This is a genomic window from Bacillus sp. UNC41MFS5 (assembly GCF_000686805.1).
The window spans coordinates 214,846-229,466 of record NZ_KK366021.1 but is presented as its reverse complement, the minus strand read 5'-3'; the positions used below and the strand labels follow the sequence as shown (position 1 = coordinate 229,466).

Here is a 14,621-nt window from a genome sequence, read left to right as displayed (position 1 = left end):
TGTATTAAATTATCAATTTGCTCCAAACTATATACATATAAAAACAGGGGGATTTTTTATGAATGTAATGAATGATATTGGTCATCGAACTTGGCCATTACCATCAAAATACTGGATTATGCGACAAACTTGGAGAAATGTATTGTTTTTACATTGGCCAATTCCACTTAATTTACTACGGCCGCATATTCCTTCTTCTTTACAAATTGATACATTTAATGGCTCCGCATGGTTAGGTGTCATTGTATTTGTTTTAGAGGGAATCTTTCCCCGTGGATTATCTTCCATTTCTCTTACACCCAAATTTCCAGAAATAAATGTAAGGACTTATGTTACATGCGATGGAAAACCCGGTATTTATTTTTTATCTATTGATGTTGAGAACTGGGCTTCATTAAAGATTGCAAAAAGATGGTTTCATTTACCCTATTATTCGGCACAAATTTCTTTTCGAAAAGAAGGACAATCCTTTCATTTTCATACCAGTCGGAATGGTAATTTTAATACTCCTATATCATTTAAGGGGAAATACGTTCCGGTATCGGAGATTTATTTTCCAAAGGAAGGAACGCTAGACCATTGGCTCACTGAGCGGTATTGCCTCTATAGTTCGAATAATGGAGTCAACATTTATTGCGGTGAAATACACCATCTGCCTTGGCCCTTGCAAAAAGCAGAAATAGAGATAGTCGAAAATACTCTTTTTTCTCCATTTCATTTTGAACTTTCTCAAGTTAATCCGATCGCTCATTTCTCCACCGGGGTTGATTCGCTAGTGTGGAATATTAAGAAAAAACGAATCTAGTAAAACACAAGTCAAGTGGAAAAGTATTCACTCATGTATATTTCGGTTAGTCAGGATAAATTATATATTTATGGAAATTATTACTGTGAAATATCAATTTGAGGGGGAACTCAATGGTTAAGTATAAAACGAAAGTCGCATTCTCTTTAGCCACATTAATTCTACCTTGGCTAACCGTCCCTTTTATGGGGAAACGAAATTTTTTTAGGTTTTTGCCTGTTGCAAGTTTTACCAATTTGTTTTTAAGTGTATTTAGTCTTATCTGTTATAGAAAAAAATGGTGGATAACTAAAAATCCACTATCACCTGGACCAATAGATTTTACATATATATTAGGGCCTTATTTTGTAGCAACGCTTTGGATATTTAAATTAACATTTGGGAATTTCCCAAAGTACTTAATGACAAATATGGTATTGGATCTTATTAACGCTTTTCCTATGCCTTACATTGGGAATAAAGTTGGAGTTGTCAAATTTTTAAAGATGAAAAACTCTGCTTGGTATTTTATATGTGTATTTTTGGCGATTATTATCTATGGCTTTCAGTACGTTGTGGAACAATCAATTAAGAAAGCAGCTAGTTTGAAAAACACAGAGTTATCAAGTAATAAAAATTAAGATGAGGTCTAAAGAGCTACTTTAGATAAAGTTTCAAGATCATCCCTGAAAAGGAATGCAGCAAATAAGTGATTTTATTTTTGTTTTCGTTGTTGACACAGAATACTATTAAAATTAGAAATTATTCGACAATAGTTAAACTCAATCAAAAAAATAAATAATTTAGCAAGCTATGATGGCTATGGATCCCACTAAAGCAGGAGCAGCTTCTGGAGAGACCGAAGGAATACCGCGGCGCCGAAGGGTTCTCAATCTCAGGCAAAAGGACAGAAGAGTACTGAATATTTATTTGTTATGCTGGCAATCGTTAGCGTAACAGATATTATTTGTTATTCTTATGACCTAAGAGATTGGAGGACATCCAATCTCTTTTTTTATGGAGCTTACTATTTTGCTCATCGTTTCACATGGAACATTTTTAATTGATTTGAGGGGTATTTGGATCAAAAAGAATTAAAGAGGAATTTGGAAAATCGACACGTTCAACTGTTCGCCATTGGAAAAGGATGCTTGAATGCATCCTTTTTTGTGGAGTGTGTAAGTTAAGTCAGTGCCAATGGGTTCTTATTTCTTAATTAAGCCGATTTCAACCAATCTCTCATACAAGAAATCACCAGCAGTAATGGCTGGATATTTTTCTGGATTATCTTCTGAAATGCAAGATGGAATCGTTTCTAGTAAGCAAGTGCTGTATGGATGAACGAAGAATGGCATAGAATAACGAGCTGTATTTTCTCCTTCAGGATTCACTACACGATGTGTTGTAGCTGGAATCACTTCATTGGTAATGCGAGATAACATATCCCCCGCATCGACAATAATTTGCCCAGGCTTAGCTTTGACGGGCATCCATTCTCCTTCACGTGTTAACAGTTCTAATCCAGATGCAGTGGATTCCACTAATAAAGTAATCAGGTTAATATCCTCATGCTCAGCTGCACGAATGGCATTTGGATCCATTGATTCCTCTAATGCAGGATAATGAATGGTACGTAGGATGCTATTTCCATCCTTAATCATATCTGAAAAGAAATTAGGCCGAAGATCAAAGTGCATGGAAAGAGCTTCTAGCATATTACGTGCCACTCGTTCTAATTCACGATAGAAGTTTACGGCGTGTTGCTTAAGTTCCGGAACTTCTTCTGGCCAAATATTAGTAGAATACTGGCTAGTAAGTGGATGTCCAACAGGTAATTCTTGCCCAACATGCCAGAACTCTTTTAAATCACCAACTGTACGATTTTTCGCATGTTCTTTACCAAAACCTGTATAGCCTCGTTGACCACCATTAATTCCTTCATATTGCTGCTTCGTTTCAGTATCTAGGCTAAATAATTTTTGCCATAATTCATAGTTTTTATCGATTAGCTTAGGGTCAACCCCATGGCCTTCTAAAATAATAAAACCCGTTTCTTTCAAACCTGCAGCAAATTCTTCTGCGAATGCGGCACGTTGTACTGAATTCCCGTACGTGAAATGCTTTAAGTCTAAGGTACGAATGATTGGATTTGTCATATGTGTATGTCTCCCATCTGTTGTGTAAGCGTTACCAAACTATTAAAAGGTAACATATTAAACATGACAATACAATAGAAAAAATTAGAGAACTAAGGTGGTCCTGGTTATTATTTCCTTACTTTTAAAGAAAACAAAAAGGGAACGGTGAAAACCATTCCCTTTTTGACTACATGCTGATTCCTGCTTAAAGTACTTAATTACTTAGAGAATTTTAGTTTAATATTACCATTATAAGGTATATGCTCAACAGTTATGGTAATATCTTTACCATCTTTATCTTTACCTTTTCTTTTGTAGGTGAATTTATTTTCATTAAGCTCTGTTAATTCAAGAACGGCACCATACTTCATCCCTAGGGAAACATGGGCTCTTATCTTATTTCCATGTACGACATCGAAATAGCCGTAATCACCGCGGCTTTCACCAGTCTTAGCATCAAAAAATTCATATTTATTTGTCTTATCATCGTATTTGGCAAGACCTAAATAATTAGAATTATAACTGGATACATCGTTGCCATTTTCATCTAATGCCACTGTTCCTTGCCATAGGGTGCCTGCTAAAATTTTATCCCCATCAATGTTTGTCACTACTTCTCCTGTAGTCGATTCCAACTTCTTATCCGGATCAGTAAAGGAAAGTTCTGTTTCTTTATAAGGAATATGATCAACAAATACCTCTACATCGTTACCATTAGCATCTTTACCCATTCTTTTATAGGTAAACATATCTTTATTTAGCTCTGTTATTTTAACAACAGCTTGGTAACCCATCGATTCTGAAATTAATACTCTAACCTTCCCATCGTTGGTGATAAAGAAAGTTCCTTTATCGCCACGACTTACTTTTGTGGCTTTATCAAAAAATTCATATCTCGATGTTTCATCGTCATATTTCGCGAGACCAATAAAGTTTGCGTTATATTTTGTTAAGTCATGATTATCTTTATCATATACCTTTGTTCCTTGCCAGTTTGTATTGCTTAGTATACTAGCCATTTCCTGCCCTTTGGTTACCTTATTTTCTTTTTTACTGTGTTTAGCTTTTTGTTCTTGCTTCTGTTCACTTTGATTTGCTTGTGCAATGGTGTTACAACCTGTTAGTAATAATGTGAACCCGAGTAGTATTGATGAAAAAGTTTTTACTTTTTTGTTCATTTTGTAGTCTCCTTATTTCATTATTGTAGTGTAATTAATAGTAGTATCTATTATTTTATAGTATAAATACGGCTTATTTTTACTTATTGAGGCTTATCCGATCTTGTTATTTCGCTCGTGCTTTTAACAAAATTCGTTCAATCTCTTTAAATCCTTTTGCTCGTGCGTGTTGTAAAGGTGTCACATTCTTATTATCAGGAATGTTGACATCTGCCCCATGATCTATTAGCAATTGCACTGTTTGCTGCTGTTTTTCGTCACCATTACCCAAAATAATCGCTTCTAGTAAAGCTGTCCAACCTAGATTATTTACATGATTAATATCAATATCAGTACTGGTAAGAAGTTCTTTAATAACATCCACATATCCATGTTCAGAGGCAGGGATTAAAGCAGTTCCTCCATACCGGTTAGTCACAGATGGGTCGGCACCTGCTACAATCGTAAGTTTAAGAATATCTATATATCCTTCTGCACCAGCATACAGGAAGGGGTTATTTTTCATGTTGTCCTGGATGTTGACATCTGCCCCAGCGTCAATTAGGATTTTTGCATTCTCTACATCATGGTTATAAGTCGCAATCATCGTGGCAGTTCGCCCTTGGGAGTCCTGTGAATTAATATCAATACCTTCCTCAATTAATCTTCTTATGGTGTCCGTTTCTTTGTGTTCTGCAGCTTGAAATAGTTGTTGATTCACTTCTATCTCTCCTTTTCTCTCATTTTGCTGTTTATTTGGATCTCCAGCGTTTTCAGAGACACATCCCTGAAGAATGAAGATACATCCAATGAATATCGTCAGCCACCTCCACATCACAAGCTCACCAGCCTATCGTTAATCTTTACTTAAGTTATGTTAATGCTTAATCTTAAACTCCCTCTAAATAATTTCTTAAAAAAAGATAAACTTTTTAAGAAAATTTCTTAATATCCATAAAAAATACCGCCACCTATGTGACGGTTACTAATACAGCTTATTTAATTTACACATTAAATCGATACCCGGCTCCCCAAACAGTTTCCAAGAATTTCGGATGTGAAGGATCCCTTTCAATTTTCCCTCGTATTTTCCTGATATGAACTGTCACTGTTGAAACATCTGCTGCCGATTCTAACTCCCATATATTTTCATATAGCTGTTCTTTGCTTAATACTTGATTTGGATGCATTACAAGAAACACAAACAAATCGAATTCTTTAGTTGTGAACGGAATTTCTTCTCCGTTCATATGAACTTTGCGCGCTGACTTATCAATGGATATTCCATGAACGAAAATGGTAGTTGATTTAGCTTGATTTCCTGCTAATCGTTCAAAGCGCTCTAAATGTGCTTTCACCCTAGCTACCAGTTCACTTGGACTAAAAGGTTTGGTAATATAATCGTCTGCCCCTAAACCGAGACCTCGAATTTTATCAATCTCGTCTTTTTTAGCGGATACAAACAAAATAGGAATATTTTTAACAGCGCGTATTTGTTTACATATCTCAAACCCATTTACACCTGGGAGCATGACATCCAAAATAATTAAATCATAATGATTTTGAAGAGCTTGTAGGAGACCTGAATCACCATCATGATGAATTTCAACATTAAAATGATTAATTTCTAGATAGTCTCTTTGCAGTTCTGAAATACTAACATCGTCTTCAATAAGCAATATCTTTTTCACAATACATCTCCTTTCTTCTTTAAGGAAAAGAAGATACTTGTACCTTTACCTAGCTCGCTTGTAGCCCACATTTCTCCGCCATGCTCTTGAATTATATGTTTTGTGATTGCAAGTCCTAAGCCACTTCCGCCGGTCTGAGAATTTCTAGATTGTTCTGCCCGGTAAAAACGATCAAAAATGTATGGTAAAGCAGCAGGCTCTATCCCTTGTCCATTATCCTTTACTTGAACAGTTACGTCATAAATTCCTTCATTTAGAGAAATGGTAATGTTCTTTTGGTCCTTATTCATATATTTTACACAATTGCTAATTAGGTTGGCCAATACGCGTTTTAATTTCTCCCTATCTGCTATTACATTTATCGGTTTGTCCATAAGATGAAGATCAATTTCGATCCCTTGTTGGAGTAAATCAAGATTAAGGTCTTCTACGTAGTCTCTCATATATTTATCCAATTCGACGGTTTCAAAAGTAAAGGGCTCTTTTTTTAGATCCAGCTTGGAAAATAAGAACAGTTCATCTATCAATGAATCCATATATCTAGCTTTTTGGTACACAGTTGATAAGTACTTGTCCATCTTCTGTGGAGTATTAGCTACGCCATCTTTTATCCCCTCAACATATCCAATAATTGAAGTAATAGGAGTCTTCAAATCATGCGAAATATTGGACAATAGTTCTTTTCGATTTTCCTCATACTGAATCTGGAGATTTACGGACTCTTTTAATTTAATTCTCATATCCTCAAACGTTTTATTTAATTGTCCGATTTCATCATTCGAAGCGGCTTTGATTTCAAAATTTAGATCTCCTGACTTTATTCTCTCTGCACCTTCTCTAAGAATTGAAATAGGCTTGATGATGCTTCGTGAAACTAGATAGTTCAAAAGTCCAATAATCATTATAAACAGAACTAGCAATAGGCCGAATAAAATTGGAAACAACTCCCGCGTCAATTCGGCATAGGAGCTTACTTTTCTTAAGACAAAGATACTTCCTTTACTATTATCCGGAAAATAGAAATCAAACTTCACATACGTAAAAAAGAAATCTTCAATTTTAATCGTATCTCGTGTGTTAATATTCGTTGCTTCAAATCCGGGAAGAGATTTAAGTAATGCATGCTGATCAAGAGTGGGGGAAGCGTACTCTATGTTTTGATTTTTTCTTACGACAATTTTGATGCCTTGTTGGTCAATCTTTTTCAGGTTCTCTTGAATTAGAAGCTGCGTAGGGTTATTCTTAGCCAACAGCTTTAAATCAAGAAACACACTTTCCTCTATTGGAGTTAATGGCTTTTGAACATAGGATTTTTTGTAAAAATGCTCGATGGATTTAACATCACCTGTTATCGAAAAAATAAGTAAAAAACCGGCTGCTAAAAATAAAATGATGGAAACAAGAATGACTCCTACGTAGGAAAGCAGAAACCTCATTTTAATTGACACCCAATTCACCCCCAAATGCTAACTCTCGCTCACACGTAAACAGAATTTTTAACCTATGTGTGAGAAAATCCTCTAACAAGTGAACCATACCACGAAATTCTTAAAACTTTCTAAAATTTTTCTAAAATATCCTTAAACATTATTCTGCCCAAAAGAGGATAATCGATAGGGAATGGGTTATTCATTAAGCTGTAAAGTTGGAAAATTTCTGCATCCTCAAGTTCAAATTGATTAATAATAAAACAAAATTATTAATTCATGGAGGATTGGAACACATTGACTTTCAATGGATTAAATCAAACCTACCTAATAATGAGTGACAGGCACTTTACTTACGCCTATAGAAAAAACGCTTGAATCCTTTTTTGATTCAAGCGTTTTTTCTATTTTTTTATTAATCTACTGGGCGGTTTTCGAAATCATAGTTTACTGATGCTGGAGCCACATGTGCTCGATCGAGAGCTGGTGTATCCGGGCGAACAATTTGATAGGCTGATGCTCCAACGATTGATGCAGCTTGTTGCAGCTTTTCTTTACTGATATGTTCAATCGTATCTGTTGGCTGGTGATACTGAGGTTCAACAGGTGAATGAATAAATAGAGCAGAAGGAATGCCCACATCATGGAATGGCTGATGGTCACTTCTTCCTAATTGCCCATACGGCAGTGCCACATCATACATTCTAGATCCGGATGCTGCTCCTAAGTCCGTCACAAGATTCTTCTTACCGTCAATTGTATACATGATTAGTCCACCTAATGGATGATCTTCTCCTGCTTCTGCCCCGCCAATCATATCCATTTGGAAGTGGGCAACCATGCGGTTTATATCACTTTTTGGAAGTTGCGAAACGTAGAAAGACGAGCCCACCATCCCTCTTTCTTCAGAACCGAATGTAAGGAAGCGGACTTCTGTATCAATCGGAGTATTCACGAAAATTCTTGCTAGCTCCAATACGGCTGAGACTCCGGAAGCATCGTCATTTGCACCAGGTCCAAGATGAACAGAGTCATGGTGTGCACCAATCGTGACAATCTGGCCTGTGTCTTTGTTCTTGTTTGGCTTTAATTTAGCCTCAACTACATAGGATGTTTTCTCGATTTTTTCGATATCAACATCTAGTGTGGCCCCTACAGGGCCGTTCTTTAATTTTTCGACCAATTCAAGACCTTGTTCATGAGTAATGGCTACAGCAGGAACTTGTCCCTCCGCTTGGCCGAAGTTATTACCAATATTAGTGCTGCTGTTATACATAAGGACCCCAGCTGCACCTTTAGCAACCACATTTTTCACTTTTTGAACAAATGTTATACCACCGCGTTCCACCAAGGCTATTTTACCAGTCAAATCAACCTGAACATCATTTGCTAACCCTACATCGACAAGATTTGCTGTCACCTTCCCGCTTCCACTGCCGCTAAAGGCATGACCTTTTAAATCAACTCCGTCAACTTCAGCCAGTTCACGGTTTGTCTTGAAATCATAGATTGGGAACGGTATTCTTTTAGTTTCGAGTCCTAAGCTCTTAAACTGGCTTTCTATGTACTCAACTCCACGAACCTCTCCCTCGGTGCCCGCTTCCCTAGGCACTGCCGATAGATACTTAATAGTATTATACATATTCTCTGAACTGATTTTTTTGATAACCTTGTTGTCAAAAGCTGTGTCTGATTGTGCATTTTGGGTACCATTTGCTTGAGCATACACCACCCCTGAAGATAAAAGCATGCTTGCTGCTAGAACCGTGATAATCGATTTACGACGAAACATGAAACTCCCCCTTTGAAAAAGTGATACTCTACCATTATTCCAATTTTGGGAATTATAGTAAACAAGAATCGTTTTACAAAATCTTAGAAATTCCGATAAAATCCGCTAATTGCTATACACCAATTCTATTCATTATTTTGTAAGTGCTGCTATATTTATCTATATTAGTAGGATAATTAATAGTAACTCAAATTAACAATAACAAATATTTTCATATCAAAAAGCTAGATTACTATATTAATTCTATCTTCTATTATCACATTCAAGTAAAAAGGGCATTCCTTGCGAGATCCTTATAATATTTCATTTTTCTTTAAAAAAAGACAAAAAATTACAATTTTGGGATTAAGTTAATAGTTGCTCTTAAAAGAGACTTAAGTTTTTCATAATTAATTTTCTTAGGGATATTTAAAGTAATCCTCTGATTAGAATATCCTGCCACAATTGTTGTTTTCGTTTTTTCTCTTCCCTCGAATCTTAGGTGTCCGTCCCCCGATGCGTTAAAGCTTTAATACGCCGGGGGTCAGGCACACTAGCCATTAAATTAGCCGGTGCTAAAATAAAGAATTACTTGAATTTTAAAATATAGTAAAATATAACTATGCAAGTTAATGCTTTCGACTAAAGGATTAATAGATTAATTACAATTTTAAGGGTGGAGACAACAATGAATGTTAATGAATTAGGTGGGATATTGAATAGGATGTATAATAGTGCGCCCAAAGGCTATCAAGTGGCAAACATTCATTTTTTTGGAGTAAAATACGCCTCTATTATTCTGAAAAATAACTATAAAGTGAGTGATATTATTCATGCTTCAGGATTAAATCCATCCTACGCAACGGAAGTGAGTAAGGGGATTAAATTATCAAAATATGTGGTGCCAAAGTACTAATCTAAGTACATTAGGATTTTGAAATAAAAGGGAGGGGGCCATTTGGAGGAATTCATTCAACTAGCAGGATGAATGAAACACTAGAATGAAGTTGAATCAAACATAACAAAAATTTAGTAAGTGCCTAGCACTTATTGGGCATACAGGTGAATACATAGCGTCAAAGATATTTGAAATTGAATTGGTGGAATCTACATCCAATAAAGGAATTGATGGATTTTTTAGCGGGTTACTTAGTGGGAAGTCAGTCAATATTAAATTCTATACAAAGCAAGAATGTCTTCTCGATATTACACCAAACTTTCACGGAATATATAAATTGATTACGCTAATCAATTTAAATAATCAGTGTTATATACATATAAATATTAGCAACAAAGAGGTGTTTTAAATAAATGACTAGCGCATATACAATAGCTGTTACTGACTTACCAAAAGCCGATTTAAAAATAGGGGCTATATATGAAGGTGGAACGAAAGGGAATGCGGGTGATGACCCTTTATCGAAATTAATGGGATGCGAAAACCAAGGGGGATTTAGACCCGTAGGTGCCCGTAATGGAGTAAATACAAAATATTGTGTACTCTATTCTGATCTTTCACATGATGAATGGTCGAATCGAATTGAACTTGAAACAGGAAAATTTTATTACTATGGAGACAATCGGAAAGCGGGCCGTGGTATACATGAGACCGCGAAAAAAGGAAATTTAATCCTCCGTTATTCTTTTGATGAATTTCTTGATGGAAATCGAAAAAATGTTCCTCCATTTTTTGTGTTTGCGAAAGGGAAGAGAGGAAGAGATGTCATTTTTCGTGGTCTAGCTGTACCTGGGGCAGTAGATGAAAACGATTCTGATATTCTAAAAATCATTTCGCACGAAAGCACAGAGGGGTCCATCCCAAATTACCTATCAATTTTCACCATTTTAGATGTCAAAACGATAAAAAGGGCATGGATTGAAGACCTTCACAAAGGGGAGCCTTTTACGGAAAACGCACCTGACCCTTGGCTGGAGTGGATCAATACTGGCAAATATATCCCGCTAAAGGAGAAGAGCACAATAGATTATATAATTGATAATAAGCCGGACGATATGGTAATAGAAAAGCCAGAGATTTTGTTATCCAATAAAGACCTAATTGACCATATTCACTCCTACATAAAATCAAAAGGCTTCCATTATTCAAGAGAAGAAGTAATTAACTTATTTTTATCGATTAAGACCAAGCCATTTGTCATTCTCTCTGGTATCTCAGGGACCGGTAAGACAAAAATCGTCCAATGGTTTGCTGAGAGTGTTGGAGCGACGGAAGAAAATGGCCGATTTAAGTTAATTCCTGTCCGACCGGACTGGAGTGATAGTTCGGATTTGCTTGGATATGTTGATATTAAAGATGATTTTAAGCCTGGTCCGCTTACAAAGGTAATAGAAAAAGCTGAGAAAAATCCTGACCACCCATATTTTGTGTTACTGGATGAGATGAATCTAGCAAGGGTGGAGCATTATTTTAGTGACATCTTAAGTGTAATGGAGAGCCGAAAAAAGCAGGGCGAGGAGATTGTAACATCCACTCTTTTATCAGCCGAAACGGCAAAACGAGATATCAAACTTCCAACCAATCTTTATATTATCGGTACAGTCAATATGGATGAGACGACACATCCATTTAGCAAAAAGGTGTTAGATCGTGCCAACACCATTGAGTTTAATCGTGTGGAATTAACTAATTTATCTTTCCTTGAGGAAGGGGAAGAGGTGCAACCCATTGCTGTTACAGATATTAAATTCCGTGCAAACTATCTGCATTTAAAGGATTTATATGGTTCAAATAAAGCACTAGTAGAAAAAGTGACTGTAGAATTGGAAACCTTGAATAAATCATTACAGGTAATCAATGCACATGTCGGTTATCGTGTACGGGATGAAATCTGTTTTTATCTAGATTACAACGAGAATAGCAATCTTATGGATTTTAAAGTTGCTTTTGACCATTGTATTCTCCAAAAGATTCTTCCACGGATTTCTGGGAGTGACAAACGGGTTGAGCGGTTATTAAGCGAACTTTATCACTTATTCACTGGCAGAAAATATATAGAAAATCTAGAGAGTTATGAAGAAGAACTGAAACAGGCTAAGTATCGGAATAGTGCAACCAAGGTATTAGAGATGCTTAGGAGGTTAAAAGACGATGGGTTCACTTCCTTCTGGATCTCGTGATGATGTTGTATTAGTCAAAATAGAAGCCACAGAATTCGCTTTGGTTATCAAGGGCAAGCCATACCATCATCGCTATGAAGGTCTCAAGCAGTATCGGAAGCTGGATCGCCATGATGAAATGTTTTTTTCTACAAAGGGGCATTCTGTAGAGTCCGTTCTGGTTTATGATATTGAACGTGGTGAACTTTCTCCGAAGCAGAATGTTCGGCCAATTTTTTTCGAGAATGGAATTTACCAGGTCTTTGTTGTTCCGAAACAGAAGCAACAGTTGGAATTTTATCATGAATATCCTTTGTTTCGTGAGGCAATTTCATTAGAGGATGCGGCAGGGATGCCTGTTCTAATGGGGAATCTCCAATTCCAAAATGAAGTGGGGTATTCGACATTTGAAATTCGCTCCAAAGGCGAAAGTATTTTAGAGGTTACGCTTGAAATTTTCCCGTCTAAGTTAGACTATCGAAACGATTATAATAAATTAATCGAAGAAGTGAATGATGAAATCTACAATCTAGCTTTCCATTTTATTCGGAAAACGTATTTAGGAGCCAATATCAAACTGGATGGCAATCCGAGTCGTGCGGAGTTTTACCGATTAATCACGAAGCATTTTCAACAGTTTATTCAAGCTATTAATAGGATTGAACGTCAGCCGCATCATAAACTAGAAACGACGTATGTGAAAGTAAGGGGAGACCAGCTTAGTAAAACGGATTCTTATACACGGAAATATCTCCAAAAGCGGGGTCAGCAGTTTGTAGATGTTGATCGTGGGATTGAAATTCATAGTAAAACCGTCATGCCGCGTGAAGGAGTAAAGGCAAAGAAGGAGCTACTGTATGATACCTTAGAGAACCGTTATGTAAAATGGATGATGCAGCGGCTTGAGGATAAATTGGGGGATTTAATCAGAGCCTTGAAAAATCCAAATAATCGGTGGAAGGTTGAGCCTGATCAAGAGTTAATGGGGCATTTAACGGAAATGAGGGAAACACTTGTAACTCGAAGAAAGAGCCATTTTTGGCAGAAAATCGGCAGGTTAGATCGTTCGGTGATGAGCCTAGTGCTGCAAATGGCTCCAGGCTATCATGATGCATTTCAAATTTTTCTAACCGTCTCGAAAGGGTTAATGCTTCAATCCAAGATGTATCAAATGTCGGTGAAGGATGTCGCGACTTTATATGAATATTGGACATTCCTGAAGCTTGGCCAAATTCTGAGCCGCAAATATACGATATTAAGTCAGGACATTATCAAAGTGAATCGGGACGGACTATTTGTCAATTTAGAAAAGAATCAAAAAGCGGAGCGTAGATTCGAGCATCCCATTACAAAGGAGGAGATTACCTTAGTCTATCAGAAATTTGAAAGAGACTTACCAACTATTTTGCAAAAACCAGATTCAATGCTAACGATTTCTAAAAAGGGTAGGGATTACACCTTTAACTATGTATTTGATGCAAAATATCGAGTGGATTACGCCCAAGATGATAGTTCCTACAAGACACGTTATCAATCACCGGGACCTATGGAAGAGGATATCAACACCATGCACCGGTATCGAGACTCATTAGTTGCCATGAATAATGGACCATATGAGCGAACCGCGTTTGGGGCCTATGTTTTATTTCCATGGGCTGACGAAGCTGGATATCAGAATCATTTGCTTTATAATAGTATAAATTCAGTGAATATAGGAGGCCTTCCATTTTTGCCCCAGGCTACGGATCTAGTGGAACGATTCGTGGAGCACTTGATTGAAAAAAGCCCTGAGGAAATTCAGCGTGAAGGTATTTTGCCACGTGGTGCAAAAGGGGAATGGGAATCCAGCCTGGTAGACAAGGTACTGGTTGGGACTGTTTCAACTCCCAATGACTATGATACTTTTATTCGAAATAGATTCTTTAAGGTTCCTGAAACAAAATTAAATAAAGGCTGGCAAGAAGCGAAGTATGTTGCCCTATATACAACAGTTGATGTAAAGGATCATAATGGCATTGGTGAATATGGAAAAATTGATCGAGTTTCAACGGAAAATCGCGAAGTTATTTTTCATATACGAGAATGGCAGTCAATGAAACAACTGATTAAACCAGTAAAGTATGGAATTGCCATCTATATGATGACAACTTTAAACCAACTGAATGAGGCAAAGGAGTTACCGGAGCTCTATATGAAAAATGAACAAGAGACCACGCTTTGGAAGATGTTGCGCCGAGTTTCTGATAGAGTAGCCATTACACTTAATGACCATAACCTTGATGAAGCTTCAAAGGTTGAAATATTTTCGTTTAAGGAAATGGAGATTCATTTTAATACTGAGAATCACACGATTTGTATTAGGCAGAATGAAAAAGAACAGATTGTAAATTCTGATTTACTAATTCAGCACCCATCAGTTGTCTTTAGGAAGGTTTTATCTTTTATTAATGAATTGTGAAAAGGTAATAAAATTAGCGGTAAATATAAAATTATCATTGAACCTTGCTGATTATCCCAGCAAGGTTTTTGCTATAAA

General features: G+C 36.6%; 12 protein-coding genes and 1 riboswitch. Of the genes, 6 read left to right on the top strand and 6 right to left on the bottom strand.

Translation table 11 applies throughout. The features are described 5' to 3' along the window. The first annotated feature begins 58 nt into the window (after window positions 1-58). Window positions 59-805: a YqjF family protein gene (locus BR30_RS0131945; RefSeq protein ID WP_026568599.1), complete on the top strand. Its 747-nt coding sequence runs from the start codon at window positions 59-61 to the stop codon at window positions 803-805. Between the two features lie 113 nt (window positions 806-918). After that, on the top strand, window positions 919-1,425 hold the full coding sequence (locus BR30_RS0131940) for a hypothetical protein (RefSeq protein WP_026568598.1): 507 nt from the start codon (window positions 919-921) through the stop codon (window positions 1,423-1,425). 199 nt (window positions 1,426-1,624) lie between these two features. Next, a riboswitch (glycine riboswitch) is annotated at window positions 1,625-1,705 on the top strand. A 284-nt stretch (window positions 1,706-1,989) separates the two neighbouring features. Here BR30_RS0131940 and BR30_RS0131935 read toward each other — a convergent pair. The 6 genes from BR30_RS0131935 to BR30_RS0131910 all read right to left on the bottom strand — a co-directional run bounded on the left by BR30_RS0131935 (window position 1,990) and on the right by BR30_RS0131910 (window position 8,989). Further along, window positions 1,990-2,940 carry an isopenicillin N synthase family dioxygenase gene (locus BR30_RS0131935; protein ID WP_026568597.1) on the bottom strand — a complete coding sequence of 317 codons (951 nt, stop codon included), beginning with the start codon at window positions 2,938-2,940 and terminating at the stop codon, window positions 1,990-1,992. A 200-nt stretch (window positions 2,941-3,140) separates the two neighbouring features. Beyond that, window positions 3,141-4,100 carry a DUF4822 domain-containing protein gene (locus tag BR30_RS0131930; protein WP_026568596.1) on the bottom strand — a complete coding sequence of 320 codons (960 nt, stop codon included), beginning with the start codon at window positions 4,098-4,100 and terminating at the stop codon, window positions 3,141-3,143. Window positions 4,101-4,206: 106 nt separating this feature from the next. Further along, window positions 4,207-4,914 (bottom strand): ankyrin repeat domain-containing protein, encoded by a 708-nt coding sequence (locus BR30_RS0131925; protein ID WP_026568595.1) that lies wholly within the window; start codon window positions 4,912-4,914, stop codon window positions 4,207-4,209. 169 nt (window positions 4,915-5,083) lie between these two features. Beyond that, window positions 5,084-5,770: a response regulator transcription factor gene (locus BR30_RS0131920; RefSeq protein WP_026568594.1), complete on the bottom strand. Its 687-nt coding sequence runs from the start codon at window positions 5,768-5,770 to the stop codon at window positions 5,084-5,086. After that, window positions 5,767-7,218, bottom strand: coding sequence for a sensor histidine kinase (locus BR30_RS0131915; protein ID WP_026568593.1), 1,452 nt, complete (start codon window positions 7,216-7,218; stop codon window positions 5,767-5,769). Before BR30_RS0131915 ends, BR30_RS0131920 begins: the two co-directional genes overlap by 4 nt. 394 nt (window positions 7,219-7,612) lie before the next feature. Continuing rightward, window positions 7,613-8,989 (bottom strand): M28 family peptidase, encoded by a 1,377-nt coding sequence (locus tag BR30_RS0131910; protein ID WP_026568592.1) that lies wholly within the window; start codon window positions 8,987-8,989, stop codon window positions 7,613-7,615. 667 nt (window positions 8,990-9,656) lie between these two features. Between BR30_RS0131910 and BR30_RS0131905 the strand changes: the two genes are divergently transcribed. The 4 genes from BR30_RS0131905 (at window position 9,657) to BR30_RS0131895 (ending at window position 14,543) form a co-directional block, all read left to right on the top strand. Next, the gene (locus BR30_RS0131905; RefSeq protein WP_026568591.1) at window positions 9,657-9,884 is read left to right on the top strand and encodes an HTH-like domain-containing protein; all 228 of its coding nucleotides are present in this window, start codon (window positions 9,657-9,659) and stop codon (window positions 9,882-9,884) included. A 133-nt stretch (window positions 9,885-10,017) separates the two neighbouring features. Further along, window positions 10,018-10,275 (top strand): hypothetical protein, encoded by a 258-nt coding sequence (locus BR30_RS38970; protein ID WP_442853014.1) that lies wholly within the window; start codon window positions 10,018-10,020, stop codon window positions 10,273-10,275. Window positions 10,276-10,279: 4 nt separating this feature from the next. Next, entirely contained in the window at window positions 10,280-12,106 is a 1,827-nt protein-coding gene (locus BR30_RS37585) for an AAA family ATPase (protein ID WP_051633872.1), read from the top strand. After that, window positions 12,078-14,543: a restriction endonuclease-like protein gene (locus BR30_RS0131895; protein ID WP_026568590.1), complete on the top strand. Its 2,466-nt coding sequence runs from the start codon at window positions 12,078-12,080 to the stop codon at window positions 14,541-14,543. Before BR30_RS37585 ends, BR30_RS0131895 begins: the two co-directional genes overlap by 29 nt. The last annotated feature ends 78 nt before the right edge of the window (window positions 14,544-14,621 follow it).

What these genes read in the sequence shown, in the direction of transcription:
- BR30_RS0131925 (WP_026568595.1), bottom strand. Translation starts at nt 4,914, where the DNA reads ATGTGGAGGTGGCTGACGATATTCATTGGATGTATCTTCATTCTTCAG.
- BR30_RS0131910 (WP_026568592.1), bottom strand. Translation starts at nt 8,989, where the DNA reads ATGTTTCGTCGTAAATCGATTATCACGGTTCTAGCAGCAAGCATGCTT.
- BR30_RS0131905 (WP_026568591.1), top strand. Translation starts at nt 9,657, where the DNA reads ATGAATGTTAATGAATTAGGTGGGATATTGAATAGGATGTATAATAGT.
- BR30_RS0131945 (WP_026568599.1), top strand. Translation starts at nt 59, where the DNA reads ATGAATGTAATGAATGATATTGGTCATCGAACTTGGCCATTACCATCA.
- BR30_RS0131895 (WP_026568590.1), top strand. Translation starts at nt 12,078, where the DNA reads ATGGGTTCACTTCCTTCTGGATCTCGTGATGATGTTGTATTAGTCAAA.
- BR30_RS37585 (WP_051633872.1), top strand. Translation starts at nt 10,280, where the DNA reads ATGACTAGCGCATATACAATAGCTGTTACTGACTTACCAAAAGCCGAT.
- BR30_RS0131940 (WP_026568598.1), top strand. Translation starts at nt 919, where the DNA reads ATGGTTAAGTATAAAACGAAAGTCGCATTCTCTTTAGCCACATTAATT.
- BR30_RS0131930 (WP_026568596.1), bottom strand. Translation starts at nt 4,100, where the DNA reads ATGAACAAAAAAGTAAAAACTTTTTCATCAATACTACTCGGGTTCACA.
- BR30_RS0131935 (WP_026568597.1), bottom strand. Translation starts at nt 2,940, where the DNA reads ATGACAAATCCAATCATTCGTACCTTAGACTTAAAGCATTTCACGTAC.